Source organism: Glaciihabitans sp. dw_435 (assembly GCF_018449675.1).
Lineage (GTDB): Bacteria > Actinomycetota > Actinomycetes > Actinomycetales > Microbacteriaceae > Glaciihabitans.
Genome location: NZ_JAAVUZ010000006.1, coordinates 25398 through 50151, shown reverse-complemented (window position 1 = coordinate 50151; position 24754 = coordinate 25398). Strand labels below are relative to the sequence as shown.

The 24754-nt window shown below is 65.5% G+C and carries 33 protein-coding genes; 16 read left to right on the top strand and 17 right to left on the bottom strand.

Annotated elements, in window-relative coordinates; all coding sequences use genetic code 11:
* Positions 1-24: 24 nt before the first annotated feature.
* Positions 25-477 carry a tRNA adenosine(34) deaminase TadA gene (tadA, locus tag HB677_RS09850; protein ID WP_213815534.1) on the bottom strand — a complete coding sequence of 151 codons (453 nt, stop codon included), beginning with the start codon at positions 475-477 and terminating at the stop codon, positions 25-27.
* A 28-nt stretch (positions 478-505) separates the two neighbouring features.
* Here tadA and upp point away from each other — a divergent pair, with 28 nt between their 5' ends.
* The 3 genes from upp (at position 506) to HB677_RS09835 (ending at position 2881) form a co-directional block, all read left to right on the top strand.
* A complete protein-coding gene (gene upp / locus HB677_RS09845) occupies positions 506-1138 on the top strand; it encodes a uracil phosphoribosyltransferase (protein WP_213815533.1) in 633 nt (210 codons plus the stop codon).
* Complete coding sequence (locus HB677_RS09840; protein WP_213815532.1) at positions 1125-1733, top strand: pentapeptide repeat-containing protein; 609 nt, start codon at positions 1125-1127, stop codon at positions 1731-1733. Before upp ends, HB677_RS09840 begins: the two co-directional genes overlap by 14 nt.
* 374 nt (positions 1734-2107) lie before the next feature.
* Positions 2108-2881 carry a winged helix-turn-helix domain-containing protein gene (locus HB677_RS09835; protein ID WP_213815531.1) on the top strand — a complete coding sequence of 258 codons (774 nt, stop codon included), beginning with the start codon at positions 2108-2110 and terminating at the stop codon, positions 2879-2881.
* Between the two features lie 10 nt (positions 2882-2891).
* On the opposite strand, the gene HB677_RS09830 is transcribed toward HB677_RS09835, so the two are convergent.
* Positions 2892-3188: a putative quinol monooxygenase gene (locus HB677_RS09830; RefSeq protein WP_213815530.1), complete on the bottom strand. Its 297-nt coding sequence runs from the start codon at positions 3186-3188 to the stop codon at positions 2892-2894.
* A gap of 109 nt (positions 3189-3297) precedes the next feature.
* Here HB677_RS09830 and HB677_RS09825 point away from each other — a divergent pair, with 109 nt between their 5' ends.
* From HB677_RS09825 to HB677_RS09810, 4 genes are all read left to right on the top strand, one after another.
* Positions 3298-3567 (top strand): hypothetical protein, encoded by a 270-nt coding sequence (locus tag HB677_RS09825; RefSeq protein WP_218624620.1) that lies wholly within the window; start codon positions 3298-3300, stop codon positions 3565-3567.
* 108 nt (positions 3568-3675) lie between these two features.
* Positions 3676-4119, top strand: coding sequence for an SRPBCC domain-containing protein (locus HB677_RS09820; RefSeq protein WP_213815528.1), 444 nt, complete (start codon positions 3676-3678; stop codon positions 4117-4119).
* Positions 4120-4153: 34 nt separating this feature from the next.
* Positions 4154-4924, top strand: a complete 771-nt coding sequence (locus HB677_RS09815; protein WP_213815527.1) for an MBL fold metallo-hydrolase — start codon at positions 4154-4156, stop codon at positions 4922-4924.
* A 65-nt stretch (positions 4925-4989) separates the two neighbouring features.
* Positions 4990-5388, top strand: coding sequence for a RidA family protein (locus tag HB677_RS09810; protein WP_213815526.1), 399 nt, complete (start codon positions 4990-4992; stop codon positions 5386-5388).
* Positions 5389-5965: 577 nt separating this feature from the next.
* On the opposite strand, the gene HB677_RS09805 is transcribed toward HB677_RS09810, so the two are convergent.
* From HB677_RS09805 to HB677_RS09785, 5 genes are all read right to left on the bottom strand, one after another.
* Positions 5966-6175: a hypothetical protein gene (locus HB677_RS09805; protein WP_213815525.1), complete on the bottom strand. Its 210-nt coding sequence runs from the start codon at positions 6173-6175 to the stop codon at positions 5966-5968.
* Complete coding sequence (locus HB677_RS09800) at positions 6172-7416, bottom strand: inorganic phosphate transporter (protein WP_213815524.1); 1245 nt, start codon at positions 7414-7416, stop codon at positions 6172-6174. The genes HB677_RS09805 and HB677_RS09800 overlap by 4 nt, the downstream gene beginning before the upstream one ends.
* A gap of 70 nt (positions 7417-7486) precedes the next feature.
* Entirely contained in the window at positions 7487-7987 is a 501-nt protein-coding gene (locus HB677_RS09795) for an SRPBCC domain-containing protein (RefSeq protein WP_213815523.1), read from the bottom strand.
* 376 nt (positions 7988-8363) lie between these two features.
* A complete protein-coding gene (locus HB677_RS09790) occupies positions 8364-8711 on the bottom strand; it encodes a DoxX family protein (protein WP_213815522.1) in 348 nt (115 codons plus the stop codon).
* An 11-nt stretch (positions 8712-8722) separates the two neighbouring features.
* Positions 8723-9736, bottom strand: coding sequence for an LLM class flavin-dependent oxidoreductase (locus tag HB677_RS09785; RefSeq protein WP_213815521.1), 1014 nt, complete (start codon positions 9734-9736; stop codon positions 8723-8725).
* A 63-nt stretch (positions 9737-9799) separates the two neighbouring features.
* Here HB677_RS09785 and HB677_RS09780 point away from each other — a divergent pair, with 63 nt between their 5' ends.
* The gene (locus HB677_RS09780) at positions 9800-10168 is read left to right on the top strand and encodes a helix-turn-helix domain-containing protein (RefSeq protein ID WP_213815520.1); all 369 of its coding nucleotides are present in this window, start codon (positions 9800-9802) and stop codon (positions 10166-10168) included.
* 213 nt (positions 10169-10381) lie between these two features.
* On the opposite strand, the gene HB677_RS09775 is transcribed toward HB677_RS09780, so the two are convergent.
* Entirely contained in the window at positions 10382-10978 is a 597-nt protein-coding gene (locus tag HB677_RS09775; protein WP_213815519.1) for a TetR/AcrR family transcriptional regulator, read from the bottom strand.
* Between the two features lie 91 nt (positions 10979-11069).
* Here HB677_RS09775 and HB677_RS09770 point away from each other — a divergent pair, with 91 nt between their 5' ends.
* The 4 genes from HB677_RS09770 to HB677_RS09755 all read left to right on the top strand — a co-directional run bounded on the left by HB677_RS09770 (position 11070) and on the right by HB677_RS09755 (position 13325).
* Positions 11070-11483 carry a nuclear transport factor 2 family protein gene (locus HB677_RS09770; RefSeq protein WP_213815518.1) on the top strand — a complete coding sequence of 138 codons (414 nt, stop codon included), beginning with the start codon at positions 11070-11072 and terminating at the stop codon, positions 11481-11483.
* 74 nt (positions 11484-11557) lie between these two features.
* Positions 11558-11923: a DoxX family protein gene (locus HB677_RS09765; protein WP_213815517.1), complete on the top strand. Its 366-nt coding sequence runs from the start codon at positions 11558-11560 to the stop codon at positions 11921-11923.
* A gap of 86 nt (positions 11924-12009) precedes the next feature.
* Entirely contained in the window at positions 12010-12396 is a 387-nt protein-coding gene (locus HB677_RS09760; protein WP_307852561.1) for a DUF6640 family protein, read from the top strand.
* Positions 12397-12431: 35 nt separating this feature from the next.
* Positions 12432-13325: an NAD(P)-dependent alcohol dehydrogenase gene (locus HB677_RS09755; RefSeq protein ID WP_213815515.1), complete on the top strand. Its 894-nt coding sequence runs from the start codon at positions 12432-12434 to the stop codon at positions 13323-13325.
* A gap of 64 nt (positions 13326-13389) precedes the next feature.
* On the opposite strand, the gene HB677_RS09750 is transcribed toward HB677_RS09755, so the two are convergent.
* The 3 genes from HB677_RS09750 to HB677_RS18950 form a co-directional block, all read right to left on the bottom strand.
* Positions 13390-13986 (bottom strand): TetR family transcriptional regulator, encoded by a 597-nt coding sequence (locus tag HB677_RS09750; protein ID WP_213815514.1) that lies wholly within the window; start codon positions 13984-13986, stop codon positions 13390-13392.
* Positions 13987-14106: 120 nt separating this feature from the next.
* Positions 14107-14739, bottom strand: coding sequence for a hypothetical protein (locus HB677_RS09745; RefSeq protein ID WP_213815513.1), 633 nt, complete (start codon positions 14737-14739; stop codon positions 14107-14109).
* Positions 14736-15506 (bottom strand): TnsA-like heteromeric transposase endonuclease subunit, encoded by a 771-nt coding sequence (locus HB677_RS18950; protein WP_213815512.1) that lies wholly within the window; start codon positions 15504-15506, stop codon positions 14736-14738. The genes HB677_RS09745 and HB677_RS18950 overlap by 4 nt, the downstream gene beginning before the upstream one ends.
* 515 nt (positions 15507-16021) lie before the next feature.
* Between HB677_RS18950 and HB677_RS09735 the strand changes: the two genes are divergently transcribed.
* Both HB677_RS09735 and HB677_RS09730 read left to right on the top strand, forming a co-directional pair.
* Complete coding sequence (locus tag HB677_RS09735) at positions 16022-16474, top strand: MarR family winged helix-turn-helix transcriptional regulator (protein WP_213815511.1); 453 nt, start codon at positions 16022-16024, stop codon at positions 16472-16474.
* 40 nt (positions 16475-16514) lie between these two features.
* The gene (locus tag HB677_RS09730; protein ID WP_213815510.1) at positions 16515-17870 is read left to right on the top strand and encodes a deoxyribodipyrimidine photo-lyase; all 1356 of its coding nucleotides are present in this window, start codon (positions 16515-16517) and stop codon (positions 17868-17870) included.
* Here HB677_RS09730 and HB677_RS09725 read toward each other — a convergent pair.
* The 3 genes from HB677_RS09725 to HB677_RS09715 form a co-directional block, all read right to left on the bottom strand.
* Positions 17867-18760, bottom strand: a complete 894-nt coding sequence (locus tag HB677_RS09725) for a PfkB family carbohydrate kinase (RefSeq protein ID WP_213815509.1) — start codon at positions 18758-18760, stop codon at positions 17867-17869. The two genes, HB677_RS09730 and HB677_RS09725, sit on opposite strands and share 4 nt — an antisense overlap.
* Complete coding sequence (locus HB677_RS09720; RefSeq protein ID WP_213815508.1) at positions 18753-19667, bottom strand: pseudouridine-5'-phosphate glycosidase; 915 nt, start codon at positions 19665-19667, stop codon at positions 18753-18755. The genes HB677_RS09725 and HB677_RS09720 overlap by 8 nt, the downstream gene beginning before the upstream one ends.
* A gap of 105 nt (positions 19668-19772) precedes the next feature.
* Positions 19773-20729, bottom strand: coding sequence for an NAD(P)/FAD-dependent oxidoreductase (locus HB677_RS09715; RefSeq protein WP_213815507.1), 957 nt, complete (start codon positions 20727-20729; stop codon positions 19773-19775).
* A 93-nt stretch (positions 20730-20822) separates the two neighbouring features.
* Here HB677_RS09715 and HB677_RS09710 point away from each other — a divergent pair, with 93 nt between their 5' ends.
* Positions 20823-21422 (top strand): helix-turn-helix domain-containing protein, encoded by a 600-nt coding sequence (locus HB677_RS09710; RefSeq protein WP_213815506.1) that lies wholly within the window; start codon positions 20823-20825, stop codon positions 21420-21422.
* Here HB677_RS09710 and sigJ read toward each other — a convergent pair.
* Positions 21419-22339 carry an RNA polymerase sigma factor SigJ gene (gene sigJ / locus HB677_RS09705; RefSeq protein WP_213815505.1) on the bottom strand — a complete coding sequence of 307 codons (921 nt, stop codon included), beginning with the start codon at positions 22337-22339 and terminating at the stop codon, positions 21419-21421. The genes HB677_RS09710 and sigJ overlap by 4 nt on opposite strands.
* A gap of 148 nt (positions 22340-22487) precedes the next feature.
* Here sigJ and HB677_RS09700 point away from each other — a divergent pair, with 148 nt between their 5' ends.
* Complete coding sequence (locus tag HB677_RS09700; protein WP_213815504.1) at positions 22488-23336, top strand: alpha/beta fold hydrolase; 849 nt, start codon at positions 22488-22490, stop codon at positions 23334-23336.
* 16 nt (positions 23337-23352) lie between these two features.
* Here HB677_RS09700 and HB677_RS09695 read toward each other — a convergent pair whose 3' ends face one another.
* Positions 23353-24012 carry a VOC family protein gene (locus HB677_RS09695; protein ID WP_213815503.1) on the bottom strand — a complete coding sequence of 220 codons (660 nt, stop codon included), beginning with the start codon at positions 24010-24012 and terminating at the stop codon, positions 23353-23355.
* Between the two features lie 22 nt (positions 24013-24034).
* Positions 24035-24697 (bottom strand): DedA family protein, encoded by a 663-nt coding sequence (locus tag HB677_RS09690; RefSeq protein WP_213815502.1) that lies wholly within the window; start codon positions 24695-24697, stop codon positions 24035-24037.
* Positions 24698-24754 lie beyond the last annotated feature (57 nt).

Genomic DNA, 24754 nt, shown 5'->3' with positions numbered 1-24754 from the left:
CGCGCGCCGCGGTTCCCATCCGAGCTAGCGGCGGGCCTCAAAGAAGTCCAGCAGAAGGGCGGCGCACGCGTCCGCCTCGATCCCCGCGATCACTTCGACCGAGTGATTCAGCCGACGGTCCCGCAGCACGTCGTACACACTGCCGACGGCTCCCGCCTTCTCGTCCCACGCACCGAAGACGACCCGGGGAATCCGTGCCGACAGGATCGCGCCCGCGCACATCACGCACGGTTCCAGCGTGACGACGAGTGTCGCCCCGGTCAGGTGCCAGTCCCCCGTCGCGGCAGCAGCCTCGCGGATCGCCACGACCTCGGCGTGCGCGGTCGGGTCCTGGTGCAACTCGCGTTCGTTCCGCCCGCGTCCGATGACCACGCCGTCCGCGTCGAGCACCAGCGCCGCAACGGGCACATCGCCGGTTGCCACCGCACGGGATGCGTCGGCGATTGCCTCGCGCATCCACTCGGTGTATCGATCCATGGGCGGTCCCTTCCGATAGATTGAGCCTATGCGAGTACACGTTGCCGACCACCCGCTCATCACGCACAAGCTCACCGTGCTGCGCGACAAGAGGACCCCGTCGCCAACCTTCCGCGCCCTCGCCGAAGAACTTATGACGCTGTTGGCATATGAAGCCACCCGCAACGTCCGCGTCGACGTCGTCGAGGTGGAGACCCCCGTCGCCATCGCGAAGGGACTCGCGATCAGCTCGCCGCGCCCGCTGGTGGTGCCCATCCTGCGCGCCGGTCTCGGCATGCTCGAGGGAATGGTCAAGCTCATCCCCACCGCCGAGGTCGGTTTCCTCGGAATGGTGCGTGACGAAGAGACCCTGCAGCCCACGACCTACGCCGAGCGCCTGCCCGACGACCTCTCCAACCGCCAGTGCTTCGTTCTGGACCCCATGCTCGCCACCGGTGGATCCCTCATCGCCGCGATCGACTTCCTCCTGGATCGTGGAGCGGTGGATGTCACGGCCGTCTGCCTCATCGCAGCGCCCGAGGGCCTCGCCGCCGTCGAAAAGGCCATGGAGGGGCGCGACGTCACCATCGTGCTCGGTGCTCTCGACGAGAAGTTGAACGAGGTGGGATACATCGTTCCCGGCCTGGGCGACGCGGGCGACCGCCTCTATGGACTCGTCTAACCCACCGATCCACAAGGACCTCCGGTTCTCCGGAGAAGACTGGTACGGCCGGGAGTTCGGCGCGGAACGGTTCGAGAACTGCGTGTTCATCGACTGCGACATGACAGAGATCACCACCGTCGGCACGGTGTTCGACCACTGTGAATTTCGCGGTGTCGCCCTGAACGCCTCCGTTCACGACACCTCACGCTTCGACAATTGCGTGTTCTCCGACAGCTCGCTGTTTGGTGCGACGCTGCGCCACTGCAAGATGACGGGCAGCCAGTTTCGCGCCACCGCCATGCGGCCGCTCACGATCGAGGGCGGCGTGTGGTCGTGGGTCAACCTCTTCGGGGCGGACCTGCGAAACATCAACTTCGATCACCTCAATCTCGAGGAGAGCGACTTCGGCGAGGCGAACCTCGACAAGGCGACCTTCCGCGGGGCCGTGTTACAGAACGCCACCCTGCGGGGCGCCTCGATCGAGGGCGCCGTCTTCACCGGCGCCGATCTCTCGGGCGTGCAGCTGGCGGGCCTGAACTGGCGCAAAGCGCGGATCGATGGCCAGATCGCCATGCTGATTGCCGAATCGCTCGGTGCCATCGTGGACAACTGACGCACGAATTTCCCCCCGAACGGGGCAATTCGCGTGAATCCATCACCCGCGCTTGACTTTTGCTGCGCCCGTGCAAGATAGTTGCATTTATGACTTCCCACGCGATCGCCCTGACCTCCCCTGGAGCTCTTGGAGATACCGGCATGATGATGCCGACGCGTATGGTCATGTGTTGCCGAATGTGTGCCTAACCGGCCAACCTCGCCGAGTTTGTTGACTTCCCTCTCACAGGTGAAGTCCGAACTCCCGGACCGTCGTCCTGACTCAGTCGAACTGAATCAGTAGATCGGGTCCCACACCACACATCGCATCACAGCTCTCGAAGCATCCCCTCGTATTCGAGGTACTTCGAATCATTCAAGGACTCCATTTCAATGTCTATCGCAACCCTCGACCGTCCGACCACCTCCACCACCGCCTTCGCTCCGGCCCCGCGCCGCACGGTCGCCGAGCCGCGCACGGCGACCGCCGTCCGTCGGATCGCCTCCCCCGCGGCATCCGCCCCCGAAGCGGCTGCCACCGAAACCGCGCCCCGCCTGCGCGCCGTCCCGACCGGCCCCGAAGCCCGCGGCTTCGTTCTCTACGTCGGCATCGACGAGCTGAAGGCCGCCGCGGCCGGCACCGACCTCGGCACCATCGTCGAGCAGCTCAAGCAGCTCGCCGCCCAGCTTGTTCCGGCCTCCGAGACCTACGCGGCGGTGGCTCTGGCTCCCCGCGGCGCCGGCGGACGCGACGTCGACGTGGTGCGGCTCGCCCTGCAGGACCCCGCCGCCCTCGCCCAGCACCGTCACACCGAAGAGACCACCGAGGCCCGCGGTGGCGTGGTCATCGACATCTCCCGCAAGCGTCTCCTGCTCGACGGCGAGACCGCGGCGCTCACCTACAAGGAGTTCGAACTGCTGCAGTACCTCGTTCTCCGCGAGGGACGCACGATCGACCGCTCCGAGCTGATTTCATCCCTCTGGGCCGCTGGCGACGACGAGATCCCGAACGAGCGCACCATCGACGTGCACGTGCGTCGCCTCCGCTCGAAGCTCGGCAGCTACGAGGACATCGTGCGTACGGTTCGCGGCATCGGGTACCGCTTCGACCGCCACGCGGACGTGTCGGTGCGCCAGGCGACCACCCCGTCGCCCGACTTCTTCTAACGAGGTACCACTACTTTTCGCTGAGCGTCGTGTACTTCACGAGGGTGGGCGCAGCCGCGAGGATCGAGCCAAGTGAGGACGTCCCCTCGGGCGTCGCACGCCAGGCGCGGTATGCCGCGTCGCTCTCGGGAGAGTCCCAGCGCTCAATGACCATCACGCGCGTCGGGTCCGTTTCGTCCTGAAGAACCTCAAGCCCGAGGCATCCCTCAAACGCACGCGTCTGGGTGAGCACCTGGTCGATGATGGCCGGCGCCTCCTCGAGGGATTCGGGCGTGAGTGTGAGGTCGAGAAGCGCGGTAATCGTCATGATCGTCACTCTAGACCGGCGGTCTGACAAACCTTTGGCGTTTCCCCAGACACCGTACTAGTCTCCATTAACATTCGAACGTGTGTTCGAATCGCATGGAGGCGTTGTGATGATTGTTGACGCGGCTGTGGCCGTCTGGACCAGTGACGCGGGCGTTCCGGTGCGCCTTGTGTGGAACGGGACGCGGTACTCCGTGTCCGATACGCCGACGCGGCTCGAGCCGGAATTCGACTACGCCGCCATGACCCACCCTCCCCGGGTCGCCCTCGGCTGGCGCTTTCAGGCCACCAATGCCGAGCGGCATGAGGTGCGCGTCTTTGACGTGCGCCTGGTGGATGCGCGCAGGGACGAGTGGTGCCTCGTTCGGGTATACGACTGACGGGTCATCCGCCCCTCGTCGCCGGCAAATATTCGCCGTGCCACCGTTCCCCCGCAGCCGCTATTGTCGAGTCAATCGGTTTCCGCCTCTCACCCAAGGAGAACGTCAATGACTGACGGACTGACCATCGCCCGCACCTTTGCCGCACCGCGTGAGCGTGTGTTCCGGGCATGGACGACACCGGAAGACTTCTCGATCTGGTTTGGGACGGATGGAGTGGATGTCCCGCTCGAGACGCTCTCGATGGACGTGCGCACCGGCGGCATCTGGAAGGCAACGATGCACATCCCGGATGGCCCCACGATCAACTGGACCGGCGAATACATCGCCGTGGACCCGCCCTCGTTCGTGTCGTTCACCATGACCGACCAGCCGGATGACCCGGCCCGCGAGCCCGTCACCGTGAGCCTGATCGAGACCGCGGACGGCGGCACCGAGATGGTCATGACGCAGAGCGGCGGCAATCTCACCGAGGAGCAGTACGCCCAGACGGTGATCGGCTACAACGCGTTCTTCGACGTGATGGAGCGGCTGGTAACCAGCCAGGACTAAGCGTCGAGACCGTAACCGCTTGTACGCTCGGTGCATGTCAGGTCCTCTCGCGCTCACCATTCTCGGCAGTTCAACGCCGTATCCGAGCGCCGACAACCCCTGCTCGGGCTATCTCGTCACGTCGGGCTCCACCCGCCTCTGGCTTGAAGCCGGATCCGGCACGATCGGGCCGCTCCAGCAGCATGTGCGGCTGGACGAGATCGACGCAATCTGGATCTCCCACCTGCACGCTGACCACAGCGCAGACCTGCTCGCCGCGTACTACGCGCTGCTGTATTCAGACATTCACCGAGAAACTCCGCTTCCCTTCTACGGTCCCCCCGGTATCGCCGACCGGCTCGCGGGATACCACACCAACAGCGGATCGCGTGCGCCCATCGAGTCCGCCTTCGACGTGCACGAACATGTCGATGGAAGCGACGTGCGCGTGGGCGACCTGATGCTGTGCACTTCCGCCGTCGACCACGGGATCCCGGCATTCGGCGTGCGCATCTCCACCGGCAGCGCCTCACTGACCTTCTCCGGAGACACGGCCCCCTGCGCGAATCTCACTGAGCTGGCCCGCGGAAGCGATGCCCTGCTCTGCGAGTCCGAGAGCGCGGCGGCGCCAGTGGATGCCCCGCAGGTGCACCACACCCCGGAAGATGCGGGCACCACGGCCCGGGATGCCGGGGCGGGACGACTCATCGTCACTCACGTGGGCCGTTTCCTGGACCCGGCCGACGCGCTGACGCGGGCCGCCACCCGATACGACGGCCCCATCGAGTACGCGGCACCGGGACGCACCTTCACGATCGGAGCGTGAAGGCTCCCAACTTCACTACGCCTGACCGATTGCCCCCGCCGTCGCTTGGTGCAACCGTGGAACGCATGGAAATCACGCGCATTCAACCCGACGGACTCGTTGCGAGTCCCGCCTTCAGCCATGTCGCGATAGTGCCCGCCGGTGCCGCGACGATCTACGTCGGTGGTCAAAACGGTGTCGACACGACCGGAAAGGTCGTCTCCGACGACGTCGCCGAGCAGTCCAGCCGCGCACTCGACAACGCCCTCATCGCCCTCGAGGCAGCCGGCGCCAGCCTCGCCGACGTCGTGCAGTGGACGGTTCTCATCGACGAGAAGGCCGACATCAACGCCGCCTACGGAGCAATCGCACCCCGCCTCGGCGGCGCGGGAACTCCCCCGCTGGTGACCGCGGCACGGGTCGCCGGACTCGGCGTGCCCGGCGCCCTCATCGAGGTGAGCGCCATCGCCGCTCTACCCGGGTAATACCGACAGGGTGGAAGCGGTCTCAGATCATTCCGCCGATAGGGATTGGTCGTATAGCGAGATTTTGTCAGTGGTTAGCGCTAACCTCTCGGTGCCGGACTTCCGGCACCGACGGCAAAGGAGCCAGCGATGACCGTTCCACCCTATTACTCCAGCAATTCATCTGACCCGGACGTTTATCACGACCACGACAACTGCCCCACAGGGCAGCAAATTCCGCTCCGAAATCGAGAGCGTGGCACGAACGGGTACCGTCGCTGCACCCAATGTAGCCAGATGTAACTGTTGCTAGGAACAGAGTGGGGCGCTGGCTACGTGCGCCGCACTCTGTATCAGCCGATCAGCCTCTCATTGACGATCAGGATTCCAGCTGCCTAATCGCCCGCTAACCAAAGCTGACACTCCGCTGTTTTAGTTTAACGAACTCCTCGATCGGGTCGTCTATTGAGACGATTGTTTTGACCGGCACATCCACCATCCGCCAGCCGATCGATTAGACGGCTGACAATTTACTTGGTGTAATGCGGGATTTCCGTCGATGTCGGTGTGACCGCGGCAATAGTGGGCGCCTGCCGCGTTATTTGTGCAGGGCTGGCACGATCAGGTAAATGCCGTACAGCACTCCCAGGGCAGCCAGCGCGAAGCACGCATAGGCGCCGATCCGCGCACCCCACCGGCGGTTCTCGCCGGCCAGTAGACGCAGACCGAAAGAAAACAACGACACGAGCACGGCGGCCGACCCGATCGACACGACCGCAACAACGACGAAGGACCCCCAGTCGATCACGATGCGTCCTGTCCGTAGCCGAACAGGGATGACTCGTCGCTCAGCCTGCGGCGGGCGGCCAGCAACTCTTCGCTGCGCTTCTTCTGCGCGTTACGACGTTCGTTGCGCGTCATCACCGAGTTCATCGCGACATCCACTTCGAGCGCATTTGACTGCTCGGCCGGGCGCCGTCGCGACGCGACGAAGATCCCCACAATCACCGTGAGTCCGAGGACGGCGTCGATGAGCAGGCCCACGGGGCCGAGACGGGCAATCAGCTCGCACAGGCCGCCGACCGCGGCAGACGCCGGAAGGGTGATGAACCAGGCGACCACGATCTTGCCAGCGGTGCTCCACTGAATTGCGCCGCCGCGACGGCCAAGTCCGGCACCAATGATGGAGCCCGAAGCGACCTGCGTTGTCGACAGGGCGAATCCCAGGTGGCTGGACGCCAGGACAGTTGCTGCGGTGGATGCCTCGGCCGAGAAGCCCTGCGTTGCCTTGATGTCTGTCAGGCCGCCGCCGAGGGTCTGGATGATTCGCCATCCACCCGAATACGTTCCCGCGGCGATTGCGCAGGCGCAGACCACAACGACCCAGAAGGGCGGGGCAGATCCAGTCTGGAGGAAGCCACCCGCGATGAGCGTGAGGGTGATGACACCCATCGTCTTCTGAGCGTCATTGGTGCCGTGCGCGAGGGCAACGAGGGAGGACGTGAAGATCTGGCCCACCCGGAACCCGGCTCGCTTGTTCTTTTCCACCGGCCGTCTCGTGATGCGGTACGCGAGTCGTGTCGCCAGGAAGGCCGCGATGCCGGCGACCAGCGGCGCCAGCAATGCAGGAAGCACAACTTTCGAGAGGACCACGCTGAAGTCCACGGAGTCGAGCCCCGCACCGACGAGCGCGGCACCGATGAGCCCGCCGAACAGTGCGTGGGACGAGGATGACGGCAGCCCCCGCAGCCAGGTAACGAGGTTCCAGATCACGGCGCCGATGAGCCCGGCGAAAATCATGGAGGGAGTGATGTCGACGCCGCCCGGGCCCTCGCGGATGATTCCGCCGGAGATGGTCGCCGCGACGGCGGTCGACAGGAATGCTCCGACGAGGTTGAGCACTGCCGCGAGAGCGACGGCGACCTTTGGCCGAAGGGCACCCGTCGCAATGGGCGTTGCCATCGCGTTGGCGGTGTCGTGGAATCCATTGGTGAAGTCGAAGAAGATGGCCAACACGATAACCAAGACGACGACGTATGTGAGATCCACCCGCTGACTCTCCCACCCCGGCCCGTGCAATAGCAAACGTGACCGGCGTGGGCGCGGACAGCACGCGCGCTCACCCGGTGTCTTCGACCAGGGCTGCCATCTTGTCGAGGCACTGCTCGAGGCCTTCCCGCGAGAGGTCACGGCTCTCCGCCGAGGTGTAGCCGTACTCGGTCATTTCCAGCCGTGTGCGTCCGTCGCCAATGTCGGCAAGCATCACTTCCTGCTCGACCCCGTCAGGAATGCCTTCCGGGACGCCGGCCTCCTCCGGGGTGATGCGATTGCCGTCGGCGTCGGTGAAGGTGAACAGGTAGCCGAGTCGCTCCGGCGCTTGCACGTCGGTGATGTTCCAGACGCTGTGCTGCTCGAAGCCTCCATATTCCGCCGGGGCCCGCATTGTCACGAAGATGCGTCCTCCGGGACGCACGTCCGCCGTCGCCCAGGTGCACTCGAAACCGGCGGGGCCCCACCAGGCACGCAGGTCCGCCGGCTCGGTCCAGGCCTCCCAGAGTCGCTCGATCGGCGCATCGAATTCGCGGATCACGTGAACGTTGTACGTCGTCGTCTCGGTCATGTCGCTCCCGTCTCTGGCACTAAACCACACCAACATCGGACCACACGGGGCCGCCGCCCGGCAGGGGCTGACTGTCCCTTGCCAGCCAACTTGTCCAATTGACACTTGGCCTGTCATCGAAAATCCCCGGCAGTCCGGCCTGTTCGCCGCGCCGTTTCGCGGGCATGGTGGTAGAGCTGTGACAGCCAACCAGTCCAAATCGAAGGATCGAGAAATTCCTCGAGTTCGAGCAAAGAAGCTTTGGGGTAAGACACGTTTCCGCGACAAATCACGCCCCGGAAATCAGTCACTTCTCAACTCGGCTCGAGAGAAATTTTAAGTGCCTCGGAAAGCCTTACGTTTCTACGACACTTCTAATACTGAGTCGGGTTGATGGTCAGCTGGCTACCGCGATGAGCGTGAGAGTGGCCGCGGCCAGAGCAAGGAATGCGATAGCTCCATTACGGTCGGGATCGTGAGCGCGCAGGTGCGCGAGGATGGCCCCAGCGAAGTAGAGGACCGTTCCGATGGCGGCGGCGAGACCGATCGGTGGCAACCAGATCCCAGCGATGAGGCCGACGGTGGCGAGCAGTTCCACGATGCCCAGTACCGACATCTGCGATGGCGTCACGTGTACTGCTGCCATGGCCGTGACGATTCGCGGGGCTCGCACTAGTTTCATCATCCCGGAACCGAGCATGACGAGGGCGAGGAGGACGGACAAGGTGAGGGCGGCGATGTGCATGAATCGTTTCCTTAATTAGTGGTGGAATTGCGTGCTTGGCGCTGTACGGCGGGTAGGACATCGGCCGCGAGGCGATCCATGGAGGCGAGGACCGCTTCGCGCGGGAGAGCGCCGATATCGACCTGGCCCATGAATCGGTCAAGTCCGAGCGTGCCGTCGAGCCGCAGGAGTTTGTCGGCTACCTCGTGGGCGCTTCCGACAACAAGGGGGCCGTCCGGGCCCGCCATCTCGTCGAAAGTCTCCCTGTCCAGTTGGATCCCACGGCCGTCGGCGACGTAGGTTCGGTAGTGGGGGTAGAACGTGTCGCGGGCCTCGTGCGATGTGGGTCCGATGAACATGTGACTGACGATGCCCACAGCCAGCTCGGCCGGGTCATGCCCGTGCTGCTCGCCAGCTTGTCGGTAGAGGCCGACGGCCGGTAGTAGTTGAGCGGGTGTTCCGTGCAGGAAAGCGAGAGTCATGGGCAGTCCAAGGCGGCCGGCACGGGCAGCACTCGCCGGCGTTCCACCGACACCGAGGCGGAGGGGCAGGGGACGATCCAGTTGAGGGACCAGTGCGACGTGATCAAGCGGCGGCCGGAACCGACCCGCCCAGGTGACTTCGCGATTCTGGCGGAGTGCGAGCAAGAGATCGAGTTTTTCCTCGAAGACCGCGTCGTACTTGTCCATCGGGACACCGAAGATGTCGAACGGCTCTCGGTAGGCGCTGCGACCGGCAGTAATCTCGGCACGGCCACCCGAAACCGTGTCCAGTTGCGCAAAATCCTGAAAGAGGCGGACCGGGTCAAGAATGCTCAGCACGGAGACGGTGCTGGTGAGAGTGATCGATGACGTGCGGCTTGCGATTGCCCCGAGGACGACGGCAGGGGAGGAGACAGAGAACCGCGGGGTGTGGTGCTCACCAATTCCGTAGACGTCAAGGCCGACCTCGTCGGCGTGAATGCCGAAGTCGATGATGTCGCGGACACGGTCAGAGACCGTCGCACCGCGGCTGAGTTCTGTGAGTGAAAAGACGCCGAGTTCCATGACATCGACGCTAGAGATTCGTTAGTTACCGATTGGTACCTAACGCCTTGCTACGGTGATGGCATGAGCATCACCGCGGGCAGCGTCTTTCTGGCCGACTGCCCAGCACGCCTGGCTATCGAGGTCATCGCCGACAAATGGTCGGTGGTCACCCTTTTCGCCCTGAGCGACGGGCCCGTACGGCACGGCGATCTCGTCACCCTCATCGGTGGGATATCCCGCAAGGTCCTCACCCATACCCTGCGTCGCCTCCAAGCCAACGGGCTCGTCACCAGACAGGCTTTCGCCGAAGCCCCTCCCCGTGTTGAATACAGTCTGACCGAACTCGGCCTGAGCCTCCAGGAACCCATCGTGATGTTGACACAGTGGGCGCGGTCTAACGGGGAAGCGATCGTCGAGTTCAGAGAGACCGAATCCGACCTGCCCGGTTGAAGAGGATCGCCTCATGGACTCGCAACACAGACGCGTGAAGTGGCGTGGTCGCTGACCTTGAAGCAGTCCCAACGCTGAAGGGCCCCTCGGGCATCCCGAGCGGCGCTTACCGCTGCAAAATTCCCCCAGAAAGCGATGCGATTCGCAGCGAGCTCGTTCTGCTCCAGACCGCGAGAAAAATGCCTGCACGCTGAACGAGTTTTTGCGGCGTGTTTATGCGCGCAGTTGGACTTGCTCGAATGCAGCGCGGGTGTCAGCGACGAGGGTGTGCGGGTTGTTCGTCTGCCGTCGTCCGGTTTGAGCGCAGGCGAGGGCGATTTGGGCGGCGAAGATGGCGACGGATTCTTCGGTTCCTCGGGCAACGAGAAGTTGGCTGAGGGTGTCTGCGATGAGTTGGTTTTTGAGAGCGTCGCGTGCCCGGAGTTCGGGGTGTTTCGCGATCAGTTCGTAGTGCAGGGCGTATGCGGCGGCGTTGGCGCTCGCCTTCGTGCAGAGTTCGAGCACGATGGGCTGCAACTGGTCGATGGCTTCGGCTGGGGTGCGGGCGGTCTCGACCGACTTGCGTGACGCCATCTCGGTAATTGTGTCGAGCATCTGTTGCTCGTGGGCGAAAACGACTTCGGCTTTGTCGCCGAAGTAGCGGAAGAACGTGGTGCGGCCGACCTCGGCTCGAGCGGCGATGTCGGTAACGGACACGTTCTCAAAGCCGTGCGCGCTAAAGAGTTCTTCGGCGGCCTCGACAATGCTCTGCTGCGCACGGCGTTTCTTTCGCACAGTCAACGATTCGGGTGCGGCAGCGAAGTCAGACATGACCTCAGTCTACACAGAAAGGTACCCATCCCCGGTAGGTATTGAGTGTGCTACGGTACCCAGTACCACTTACTGAACGAAGGATCAGACCATGTTGAGTTCCGACGACCGCTACGAGATCTCTGAAACTCTCGCGCTGCACGCTCACATATCCGACGAGAACCACCTGGACCGTCTCGAGGAATTGTTCACCCCTGACGCGGTTTACGACATGTCCGCGTCGGGCATGGGAGCGTTTACGGGGATGGACGCGATTCACGCCGCAGCAGCAGGACTGGCCCAGAGCGGTCACGCCCCGCTGGCACATTTCGTGACGAACATCGTTGTTACCGGCAGGGGCGACAACGAGGCCGACGCGCTGTCCAAGGGCCTGATGATCATGGCTGATGGTTCCCCGCACGCCGTCACCTACGCCGATACCCTTCGACGCCACGATGGGCACTGGCGGATCAGCCACCGCATCATCACGCCGGCACGCGCGCCTCGACCCGCCGACGCGTCCTAGCCGCGGCAACATCGGCCCGGGGACTACCGGCCTTTCCGCCTCACCGCAGTGTCACCTCTTCTGGAGAAACGCCCATGACCATCGCCTTCTGGATTATCGCCAGTATCACCGCGTTCGCCTTCCTCGGCGCCGGCATCATGAAACTCGTACGTCCCGTCCCCGCGTTGAAAGCAGCAGGAATGGGATGGGTCGAAGACTTCTCACCCGCCAACGTCAAGCTCATCGCCCTCGCCGAAGCCATCGGCGCTCTCGGCCTCATCCTGCCGCCACTCACAGGTATCGCCATGATTCTCAGCCCGATCGCTGGCATCTGCCTGACCGTCGTTATGGCTGGAGCCGTCGTCGTGCACCTCCGTCGCAAAGAATCCCCCGGCGTCGCGATCGTACTCACCGTGCTGCCACTCGTAACCGCGATCCTCGGATTCGTCGTCCTCGCATGAAGCGCGCAACTCAACGATTCGCTCTCGCCCCCTCGCGTCGAGCGCCGGCCGCCGGGGCGACGTCCACGTTCGCAGGAAAGGCCGTGATGTCGGCGACCGCTGTGGCGCAGATGATCGGCCCATTCGTGTTCGATTTCAACGAGACCCACATCTACAACACTTCCTGGCCACCGCACGCAAAGTTTCACAACGCGCAGACGATGAGTTCCGGGGTGGTGCTGTCGGTAGCCACGCTGGTGAACCTGTGGCGGCCCGGCTCTGGGCGCGTGGGCTTGGACGCGGCCGCCCTGTCCGCGTCGGTGTACTGGGTAAGCCAGCTGTCCGCATTCTTCTACCCCGGGACGGCGGGCGTGGACCCGCCCGCGAAAGACAACTGGTCGCAGTTGCGGTACACGATCCCCATTCTGGCCGCCATCGGTACCGGTTACGCTCTGGCCCGTCGCGGCCTGAACACTGTCAGGAGAGCACGATGAGACGCCTGCAATACAACCGCTACGGCGGACCGGACGTGCTCGCGCTGGCAGAGGTGGAAACCCCCAGCCCCGGACGCGGTCAGGTGCTGGTGCGAGTGCGCGCGGCCGCCGCGAACGCCATGGATTGGAAAATTCGCAACGGCGAGATGCGGGCCATGACCGGAAGGAAGTTCCCTCGCGGCGTCGGCCACGATTTCGCCGGGGTCATCGAACGGGTCGGAGAGGGCGTAACCCGACTCCAGATCGGTGATGAAGTGTTGGGGGCGGCGCGCCTGCAACAAGCGGGAGCGTTCGCGGAGTTCGTGATCGCAAACGAGCAGTCCGTCGCCCACAAGCCCGACGCTCTCACCTTTGCGCAAGCCGCCACACTGCCCGTTGTCGGGCTCACTGCTTACCAGGCCGTTATCAACGCCGGCAGGCTGCAGCCGGGACAAGACATTTTCATCAATGGTTGTCTCGGTGGAGTCGGCCGAATAGCCGTGCAGGTCGCAACCGGTGTCGGCGCATCCGTGACCGGTAGCTGCAGGTCTGGGTCAGAAACAGACGCTTACCAACTGGGCGCTAACACGGTCGTCGCCTTCGATCTCGATTCCGCACCCCTGACCGGTCGGTACGATGTCGTCTTCGACACTGCGGGGACCCTGCCTTTCACCGCCGCACGCCGGATGCTCAAGCCCGGCGGGCGAATCATCGACATTGTCCCTTCGGCAGTGAAATTCGCGCGCAGCATCCTGCCCGGCCCCTACACGGCATTCATGGGTCGACCCAACAGCAACGACCTACAGCTCATCGCCGACGCCGCGGGGCGGGGAGAGATCGCTACCCACATCGCCCGCACTATCCCTCTTGCCGACGCCATCCCGGCATTGATCGAACTCGAACGCGACCACAGCTCCAGCGCGGGAAAACTCGTCATCACCATCCCATGATGGATGCCTTCCTCGGACTCGCGCCAGCGGGCTCTGAGGGCGAATGGCCGCTATCAGAAATGCCCTAGTTCGCGCCTGGAACCAGGAGAGCGCCGAAAGCGGCATCGAGCAATTCCGCGAGATCTTCTGTGCCTTTTTGCTCGCGCCACGTGTCAAGGGCGATGGAAAAGCACTCGAATGCTGCTGCGACTCGAACGAGTGCCGCAATCAACGCTTTCTGATCCGAGTTGCCCCGAACCAGTTCTCGCGCGACCTCTGGTCGCCATTCGAATTGCTTCTCTCGGAACCGAGCCCCAAGCGCTGGCGTGGCTTGGATGAGATCCAAGAACGCGATGACCTCTTTTTGGTCGTCCAAAAGGAACTGGATGGCCGGATCGAAAGCTTGCCGCAGGGCGAGCCAATCGTTGTCTTCTTCGCCCCTGGCTTTGAGGGCTTCGGCAACGATGTCGCCGATCGGATCGAAGACGAACAACACGACGTCTTCCTTATTCGCGAAATACCGCAAGAACGTGCTCCGGGACACCCCGGTTGCACCGGCAAGGTCCGCGAAGGTGACTTGGTCGAAACCTGTGGCGCAGAACTCATCGAACGCGATCCGAGCAAGCTCCTCTCGAACTGCGTGCCGGCTGACGGCTCGAACGCTCAAAGGCTGTGTAGGCATACATCGAATCTACCTCCCCAGTACCCAAAAGTACATTGAAGGTCTAGAGTGATACTCGGCGTCACACAAGACACTGAGACGCGGATAGATTCGCGTCTGCTTATGGCTGCCAAGCAGCCTTTACGAAACGAGAAATTGTGTCCTACGACAACCTGCCGGGGGCAAATCAACTTCTCCGACGCCGAACCGTTGAGCGAGCATCTGAGCAGTCAGCGCAATCAACCGCGTCCGGGTCCCCGTAGACGCGTTCCGTTGAGATTCCATAACTTCGGCCAATGCGGCAACTACCCGCTCGTCGATTCGTCGCCTCTCGCCGGCCACGCGTTGCTGGCGGTGATCGATCAATCCCGCGATACCGCTCTGTCGTAGCGCGTACCGCTTCCGTCGAAGGGTTCGATCCGTGATCGGGCGGCCAAGGGCTGCCAGTTCGGCAAGCTTGGTGACGGTTGCCTCGGAAGCGTCGGCTCCTGCTTCGATCCTCGACTCGAGCTCGCGCAGGTGTGTGAGCCAGAAGTCGGCTTCGGCCCGAGTGGAAGCGTCGAGGTATTGCAGGATCGCGATTTCGCGGACGTCGTTTGCGTGCCGGGCGGCCGTCTCTGCCTTCAGGAGGGGTTGTCGGACAAGCTCTGAGATCAGGATCTCCTTCGTGACGCCAGTGTCGATCTGGCACAACGCGGCTGAGACTGCGGAAAGGGCGCTGACCACATAGCGGACGTTCTCGATCACGACCTCCTCGCCCACCCGTATTTTCATGATTGAGTCCGACCCGGAACGTGAACGACCTGGTCCAGTCCGAGGGGTTTTCGCAAGTCGACATTTACTGTCCCCGCCCAGATCATCGAGTACACCCAGCCAGCGGCGGGCGACTCTTGAACGTTTCGCGACAGAGCTTGAATAAGGGCCCGCAGTGCCAGCGTTTGACCAGCGAGCGTCATCAGCTGATCAAGGGCTTCTAATGGCGGTGCCCATCGCCGATCTCGGTATCGGGAGAGCAGCCGAAGGTTCTGATCAAGAGTCGCGTCGAGGTCAGATACAACTCGATACCGGAGCCCCGCCAGCTCACACATTCGGCGGGTGGCGTCGAAACTTCGTACGGCGACATCATCTATCCGCTTCTCTGGGCGAACGTCGATGACTTCTCCGTCACCGTTAGCGTGCCGAAGGAAGAAGTCGGGAGCGTGTGATCGCGGCTCGCTGCCAGACGGCCAGACAATCCACATTGGTTGGCTAGAGATGGCAACGACGGACGAATCCCTGTCGAACTGCATCAACGCGGTTCGTTCGTAAAACGACTCGAATTCCACGTGCGAATTATTCGTCGACGACCAGTAGGAACCCGAATAGTTCCTCTTTCCTCGCCATGACGGGAATTGCCGCACGGGTGCACAGTGCTCGAAAGCGACCCGGGAAGCTTGGGTGAATTCGATCTGGTGTTGATGCCCGTTCAACAGATAGGCGGAATGAGGGGCGTCGGCCGCAGACAAGCTCTTGCGACGAAGGACTGCGATTCGTTCTGCCACGTCAAACCACCTTGGTCGGAGCGATTTCCTCCCGGCGACGTAAACCTGACACCAAAAACGCTACGCCCGGTGCTCTTAGAAATAGACGAACGACTCGCGCGTCGCGGACAACTTAGGTGGCACAACGGACACGAATCTGTCACGGCGGACAAGTTAGGTGGCAAACGGACAAGTTAGGTGGCAAAGGACACTGACGGCCACTTTTTCGTCACTTGGCAAATTCGCAGGAAAATAACGTTTGCATAACTAGCGCTCCGTTACCTTCCCGTTATATATTTCAAGGGCAGAAGTTGTTTGCTGTGGCAGCTTCTGCGGAATGTGATTGCAGGACACTCTTGGTGCAAGGGAGAGGGTCGGTTTCTAGCCTCTGAAACCGACCCTCAATCCTGTTTAACGGCCCGTTTTCTCGTCGTTGCCCCGGATTCGGGCCCCGTTCCGCGGTCAGCGGAACGAAGAGGCCGTCACAGGGAGGCATCCGTTCCCGACATTGTCTCGGCAGTGCATAGAGTTGAAGAGTGAACGATGAGTCGAAGACGGCGATCAACTCCTGGGAATCACTGTTCCGCGCGCAGGTGACGGTTCTGCGCAAGCTGAATCAGGAATTCCCGAGCGGAGAGCTCTCCCTCAACGAGTACGACGTGCTGTTCAACCTGTCACGGCAGGAGGGGCACAAGCTCCGCATCCGCGATCTCAACCGCCACCTGCTGCTGACCCAGCCCAGCGTGAGCCGGCTCGTCGACCGTCTGCTCGCCCGGGGGCTTGTGCGCAAGGAAAGCGACCCGGGAGATGGCCGCGGTACGTTCGTGTGCCTCACCGATGAGGGCTACGCCCTGTTCCGTCGTGTCGCCGTCAGTCACTCGGCCTCCATCGCCCGCCACGTGGGTGGCGCGCTCACCACGACCGAGTTGCAGCAGCTCAGCGTCCTGAGCGACAAACTTCGTCGTAGCATCGACGCCACCGAAGAGTAAACCCGGCCGTTCGCCCAGCCGCCGCTCGTACTCTGGAACGATGAGTTCCCCCATCACGATCGTCTGGCTCCGCGATGACCTGCGGGTCGCCGATAACCCTGCCCTGCTCGCCGCGAGCGAGCGTGGGGGTTCCGTCGTGGTCGTTTATCTGCTGGATGACACGAGCCGGGGCATCCGCCCGCTCGGGTCAGCAAGCCGCTGGTGGCTCCACCACAGCCTCACCTCCCTGGCGCGCTCACTCGAGGCCCTCGGTAGCCGCCTCATCCTGCGCCGCGGTGAGGCCGCGACCGAGATTCCCCGGTTGGTGGATGAGACCGGCGCCGACGCCGTCTACTGGAACCGCCGCTACAGCGCCGCGCGCGAGATCGACGCTGGGCTGAAGACGACCCTGCGGGAGCGGGGGCTCGAGGTCAAGAGCTTCCAGGCGAGCCTGCTATTTGAGCCGTGGACGGTGACGACGGCCGAGGGAAACCCGTACCGCGTCTTCACGCCGTTCTGGAATGCGTGCCTGCAGCGGGCAGATCCGCGGCTGCCGCTGGACGCCCCGGCGGGGCTGACGGCGCCGGACGCCGGGCTCGCCAGCGACGCGCTCGAGGAGTGGACGTTGTTGCCGACGGCCCCGGACTGGGCTGGCGGGCTGCGCGAGCGATGGGTGCCGGGCGAGGCATCCGCGTCAGACGCACTGGAGCGCTTCGCGACCCGGGTGTTGGCCGACTACCACCGGCGCGACGAACCCGCCCACGACGCCACCTCACATCTGAGTCCCCACCTGCGGTTCGGGGAGATCAGTCCGTTCCAGGTCTGGCACCGGCTGCGCGGCACGCTCGACGCGGGCGCGCGCAGGAACGCTGCCAAGTTTCTCAGCGAGATCGGCTGGCGCGAGTTCAACTGGAACATTCTCTACACGTTCCCGGAGCTCGCGCAGAAGAACTACCGGGCGCAGTTCGACGCGTTCCCCTGGGAGCAGCCGCGGCCCGAGGAACTCGAGGCGTGGCAGCAGGGCAACACCGGCATCGAGCTGGTGGACGCCGGAATGCGTGAGCTGTGGGCAACCGGCTACATGCACAACCGCGTGCGCATGGTGACGGCGAGTTTTCTCATCAAGAATCTGCTCGTGGACTGGCGCATCGGCGAGCAGTGGTTCTGGGATTGCCTGGTCGACGCCGACGAGGCGAGCAACCCGGGCAACTGGCAGTGGGTTGCCGGGAGTGGCGCCGACGCGGCACCGTACTTCCGCGTGTTCAATCCCGTGCTGCAGGCGTCGAAGTTTGACCCGCACCGCGAATACGTCTCGCAGTGGCTGCCCGACGGGGAACTGCGCCCTGCGCCGATCGTCGACCTCGGGGCATCCCGCAAGGACGCCCTCGCCGCGTACGAAGTCGTCAAGCGCGCCTAGCGGAGCGGCCGGCCGCCCATCTCGGTGACGGCCTTCGCTGCGACCTGCGACCCCGCGGCGGCGGCGAGCATGGGATCCCCGGTGACGACCCAGTTGGCGAGGAACCCGGCGGCGAACGCGTCGCCCGCGCCGGTGGGATCCACCACCTCGAGGTCGACCGCCGCCACGCGCGTGGGATGCTGCCCGCCGCGGGCGACGATGACGCCACCGTCACCGAGCGTGAGCACCACCACCGGGAAGGTGCGCGCCAGCTGTGTGGTGATGAGCCACGGGTCGTGCTGGCCGGTGAGCTGACGCCCCTCCTCGAGGTTGGGGAAGATGATCGAGGTGCCCCTGATCGCATCGAGAAATGCGCGCGGCCCAAAGTCCGCGAGGAACCCCGCGGAACCCGGATCGATCGACACCTCGACCCCCAGCGCCCGGGCACGCGTGATGAGCGCGGCAATGCCGTGCCCTCCCGGGTCGCCGAACAGGCTGTAGCCGCTGAAGTGCAGCACGCGTGCTCCGGTGAGCATGTCGTCGGTCACGGCCGTCGGGTACAGCGCGGCGTTGGCGCCACGCTCGGTGAGCATCGACCGGTGTTGACCGTCGACGATGATGACGATCGTGCCGGTGGGCAGCACCGGGTCGGCCACCAGGTGCGCGCGCGTACCGAGGTCGGTCAGCAGCGCGGTGTGCCGCGCGTGGTCATCGGCACCGACGCGACCGATGAAATCGATGTCCGCTCCGAGGTGCCCGAGCCACGCCGCGGTGTTGGCCGCGGATCCCCCCGCGCGAAAACGAATCGCTGACGGGGTGTCGGTGTCGGGACGCATCGCGGCGCTGGGAACCACGACGACGTCGTCAATCACGTCTCCGAAAATGACGATGCGAGCGGATGCCTCAGGCACGCAGTGCGCTCCAGGCGGTGGCGATCTCGGCCGCAACCCGCACGTTGTTGCGCGCAAGGTCAAGGTTGACCTCGAGACTGCGCCCGCCGGAGGCCTCCACGATGTACAGCAGAAGGAAGGGGGTCACGGCCTTGCCGGTGACTCCGGCGGCGTCTGCTGCGGCGAGCGCCTCGATGAGGACACGATCATGCTCCGCAGGGTCCCACTGCTGGTGGAGCGGGATCGGGTTGGCGACCACGATGCCCTGCCTCAGCTGCGAGTCATCCCGAGCCTGCATGATCAGGGCGATTTCGGCCGCCGTGTCCACCGACCAGTCGAGCGAGTATGCCGACTCGCGCAGCCAGAACCGGGGGAAGACCGTGGTGCCGTAGCCCACGACGGGGATGCTCAGTGTCTCGAGGCGTTCGAGCGTCGCGCCAATGTCGAGCACCGACTTCACGCCGGCGCTCACCACGGTGATGGGGGTGACGGCGAGGGTCGGGATGTCGGCAGACTCGTCGAAGCTTTCGCTCGCGCCGCGGTGCACTCCCCCGAGGCCGCCCGTCGCGAACACCCGGATGCCCGCGAGCGTCGCCAGGTGCGAGGTCGCGGCGACGGTCGTGGCCGCGCTCACCTTGAGGGCGGCAATGATCGGCAGGTCGCGCACGCTGGCCTTGGCGAGCTCGTCTTCCGCGATGCGCCGCACACCCTCAGCGTCGAGCCCGATCTGGGGCACGCCATCGAGCACCGCGATGGTCGCGGGCGTCACGCCGGCGGAGCGCAGGATCTCCTCGAACTCCAGCGCGGCCTCGTGATTGCGCGGGCGGGGCAGGCCGTGGCTGATGATCGTCGACTCGAGGGCGACGACCGGGCGGTTCTCCGCCAGGGCTGCGGCGACGGGTTCCGAGACGCGAAAGGAAGAAGTCATTTGCTCAGTAATGTACCGGTGCCGTTCGCCCGGCGGTGAGAACTTCTGCCCTGTGCCCCGGCGGACTCCCTCGAATTGGGGGCCCGCCGGAAGCGAACGCGTGGGTCAGCGGCTGGCGCGGTACACCTCGACCGCGGCCCGGGTGTCCGCGGCAATGAGGTCGGCGTTGATCGAGGCACCCGCCGCCAACCCGGCGGCGGCCGACGACACCACCTGGGCAGACAGATCGGTGACGTTGCCCGCTGCCCAGACTCCCGGCACGGCGGTCTGCCCCATGGCATCGGACTCCACCACCGTGCCCATCGGCGTCTCGGTCACCTCGAGTCCCAGCTGCACGAGGATCTCGCCCCGCGCGCGAAAGCTCGGCGCGACGACGAGTGCCCGAAGCGGATGCCTCGAGCCGTCCGCCATCACGACCCCGTCGAGCTCATCGTTCGCCACCGACACCGACGCCACCTCGCCGGTCACCACGCGGATACCCCGTGCCGCCAGCTGCTCGGCCTGCTCCGCGTCCGGCGGCTGCGCCGTGTGGACGAAGAGGGTGACGTCCTGGCTGAGCTGCCGGAACATCAGCGTCTGGTGCATTGCCGCGGGACCGGTACCGAGAATGCCGATCGCTTCATCGCGCACCTCCCAGCCGTGGCAATACGGGCAGTGAATGACGTCCCTGCCCCAGCGCTCGGCGAGCCCGGGCACCTCCGGCAGCGCGTCGATCAGCCCGGTAGTCACCAGCATGCGCTTCCCCCGCACGCGCGACCCGTCCGCCAGGTCCACGACAAAGCCGGCGTCGTCGCGGCGGGCGCCGATCGCCGTGGTGCGCTCCCGCACCACGGCGCCGTAACTGCGGGCCTCCTCCCGGCCGACGCGCGTCAGTTCGAGGGGGCTCATGCCGTCCCGGGTTAGCAGGTTGTGCACACCCGCGGCGGGCGCGTTTCGCGGCTCCCCCGCGTCGATCACGACAACCGAGCGGCGGGACCGCCCCAGGGCGACCGCCGCGCTGAGGCCCGCGGCACCCCCGCCCACGATGACGACGTCATACGAAGTTTCTGCGCCCTGGGGCATCCGGTTATCCATGTCCGTCAGCATCGGACGACGCGGGCCATTCTGACAAGCTTCGTTGCCAAAACGGCAACGAATTCGTGACAGGATGGGCGAATGGATGACGCGACCGAAGCGGTACTGGACTCTGTCGGACCCCGGCTGAAGGCGGTGCGCCTGAGTCGCGGCGTCACGCTGGCCGGTCTCGCCGCCGAGACGGGCATCTCGGTGAGCACCCTCTCGCGGCTGGAATCGGGTCAGCGGCGTCCGAACCTCGAGCTGCTGCTGCCGCTGGCCCGGGCACACGGCGTTCCGCTCGATGAACTGGTGGGCGCGCCGGCAACCGGGGACCCGCGCATTCACATCCGGCCGATCCAGCGGCACGGGCAGACGATCCTGCCGCTGAACCGTGGTGCGGTGGGGCTGCAGGCGTTCAAGCACATCATCGCGGCAGGCCCGCCGCAGGCCGACCCGGAGCCGAGGACGCACGAGGGCTTCGAGTGGATCTACGTGCTTCGCGGACACCTGCGCCTGGTGCTCGGCGAACACGACCTGGTGCTGCCGCCCGGCGAGGCTGCCGAGTTCGACACCCGCACCCCGCACTGGGTCGGTCGCGCCGATGCCAACGCCGTCGAGTTCCTCACGCTGTTCGGCAAGCAGGGCGAGCGCATGCACGTGCGGGCGAGCTCACGCGCGGCCAGTCCCGCTCGCGGCTAGTCCCCGACGCGGCCAGTCGATGCGCCCCAGGCGGTGAGTTTCTGCGGGTTCATCACGATCCACACGTCGCTCACCCGGTCGTCGGTGGCGCCCAGGGACACGATCGCGAACACCGCACCGCCCGCCCGCACCACGAGCGCCACCTCCCCATTCACGAGCTCCTCGGTGACATCGAGCGGGCCGGCCTTGGCCAGAACGCCCAGGAGGAACCGCGCCACGTTGTCGACCCCAACGATCGGACGCAGCGCCGCACTGACGAACCCGCCGCCATCCGACCGCGCCGTCACGCTCGGGTCCAGCACCGAGACCAGCGCCTCGATATCGCCAGACTCACACGCGGCGCGAAAGGCGGCGACCACCGCGGAGTGCTGCTCGGGCCTCGTGGCGGTCGCCCTGTTTGCCTGAATTTTCTTGCGGGCGGATGTCGCGAGCTGGCGGCACGAGTCGGCGGAACGCCCCACGACCTGCGCGATCTCGCCGAAGGGCATCCCGAAGACGTCGTGCAGCACAAACGAGACGCGCTCCGCGGGGGTCAGGGATTCGAGCACCACAAGAAGGGCCATGCGCACCGAGTCATCCACCGTTATCCGGTCGAGCGGATCCGGATCTTCGCGGTGTGCGGTGAACGCGGGCAGCGGTTCCGGCAGCCACTCACCCACGTAGCGCTCGCGGCGGGCGCGGGCGGACCCGAGCTGGTCGAGGCAGATACGGCTCGCCACGCGCGTGAGCCACGCTCCCGGCACCCGGATCGCTGCGCGCTCCTCCTCGCTGAGGCGGTACCACCGCAGGCAGGTCTCCTGCACGACATCTTCCGCCTCGTGCACAGTGCCGAGCATGCGGAAGGCGAGGTTCAGCAGGTGCCGCCGCTCCCCCACGAGGTCCTCGATCGGGTCGGCTCCGGGGACCGTGTCGGGCATGGGGTCATCCTTCCGTCGCGGGGGTCAGCCCCATCGTACGAGCCGGGGGTGCCGGGTCAACCCGTCACCGGTATGACGAGGTAGCCCGGGTGATTGTGATGCGCCGCACCGCTGGTGCGCGGGAGCGGGCGGGTCGTAGGCTCGGCGGATGACGCAGGAACGCGACATCCACTCTCCCGACGGACGCAGGCTGCACGTCTACGGCGACGACGCCGTGGCGGGCGATGACCGTCTCGTCGTGTTCTGGCATCACGGTACCCCGAACGTCGGGCCACCCCCGCAGCCGCTGGCCGCCGAGTCGGCGCGGCTCGGCATCCGCTGGGTGTCGCATGACAGGCCCGGGTATGGCCGGTCGTCCCGGCAGCTGGGCCGCAGCATCGCGTCGGTCGCCGGCGACGTGACCGCGATCGCCGACGCGCTCGGAATCGAGCGGTTCGCCGTCATGGGTCACTCGGGTGGCGGCCCGCACGCGCTTGCCTGTGCCGCCCTGCTGCCCGACCGGGTGCGGGGCGTCGTCGCCGGGGCATCGCTCGCGCCGTTCACCGCCCGGGGCCTCAACTGGTTTGCGGGCATGGCGCCCGCGGGCGAGGCGGAGCTCGCGGCGTCCGTCGCCGGGCGGGCGGTGCTCGAACCGCTGCTGCTCGCGGCGGAGTTCGACCCCGAGTCGTTCATCCCCGCCGACTACGCGGCGCTCGACGCGGAGTGGGAGTGGCTGGGCGAGGTGGCCGGCAGGGGTCTCGACGCGGGCATCGGTGGCATGGCCGACGACGACCTCGCCTACGTGCGCCCGTGGGGATTCGACCCGGCCGACGTGAGGGCGCCAACCCTGCTCATGCACGGCACCGCCGATCGCGTGGTTCCCGTCGCGCACGGTGAGTGGCTGGCACGGCACTGCGCCGGTGCCGAGTTCTGGCGGCGCGAAGGAGACGGTCACATCTCGGTCCTCACGGCGGCGGAGTCGGCGCTCGCCTGGCTGCGCGAGAACGCGCTGGAGTAGCCCCGCGCCGGTCGGCTCAGTCGCCGGCGTAGTCGTCCGGCCACGGCGCGATGTCGACCTCGTTACCCTCGGGGTCGGCGAGGGTCCACCATTCCGGGGCATCCGCATCGTTCACGACGCGACCGCCCGCGGCGAGCGCGGCGGCAATGCGGGACTCCGCCTGGTCTCGCGGCAGGTAGAGATCGATGTGAATACGATTGCGCTGCGGCCGCGGGGCATCCATCTGCTGGAACCAAATGTTCGGCCCGCGCCCCAGCGGGTCGATGAGGTCCGCCTCGGCGATCTGCACGTAGCCGAACGCCGCTGCCCAGAACGGCAGCACGGTCGGGATGTCGAGCGCATCGATCGCGATCTGCACCCAGCGCGCTTGCGACGGGTCGGCGGGGATCTCCAGGTCGCGCGCGGCCACGGAGATCGCGCGCGCCAGCGGCACATCCAGGGCGCTGAGGTCATCGAGATCGTGGGTGAACACCCGCACGAGCACGCCACCGTAGCGCAGGTCCACATTGGGATGGTGCCCGGCGGCCTCGGCGATCTCACCGATTTTATTGATGAGGCGGATGCCCCGGGCGAAGGTTTCCGTGACGAAGAAGGTCTGTGCCCCACCGGACACCACCCGCCAGTCCTCCACCCCGTCACTGTCGTGAAACTGACGGCCCGTGATGTGTTCGGTCATGTTCGCCGTGCCTCCCGCGCGCTCAACCCTGAGTTCGTGTCGCCAATATAGCGCTGGGCTCCGCGGCTGCGCGACGGGTTTCGCCGGCAAGCTTGCGCGCACCGACCCGGCGGATGACGAGATCCGTCAGCCAACCAACACCGAGGGCGATCACCACGGCGACCGCGGCGCCGATCAGCGGCTGGTCACGCAGCCACGCGCCGGCGACGGCCCCGACGAGCACCGAGTAGCCCGCCCACGCAACCGCGGACACGGCGCTCAGCGCGACGAACCGCCGGCGCGGGAACCCCGCGGATCCGGCGAGCACGTTGACGGTGACCCGGCCGACCGGCACGAAACGTGCGGTGAGGATGACGGATGCCGCGCGCCGATCGAGCGCGCCGCGCACCCGCTCGAGCGCCCGCGTTGCCCGCGCACCCCGGGTCCAGCGATACCGCCCCAGGTCGATACGCCGCCCGATGAGGAAGGCGATGTTGTCGCCAAGGAACGAGCCGACCGCCGCGGCGGCCAGCACCGCCCACACGTTCGGGGCTCCCGTCGCGATACCGATGGAGGCGAGGGCGACCACCACCGTCTCTCCGGGAATGGGCGGGAAGAATCCGTCGATGGTGACCAGAACCACCACCGCGAGAAGCACGAACGGTGAGCCGGCCCACGAAACGATGAGCTCGTTGAGGGTGTCCATGAGGGTCCGATCTGTCAGCGCGATCAGCCTCGAAACGGAGGCGTTGTCGTCTCTAAC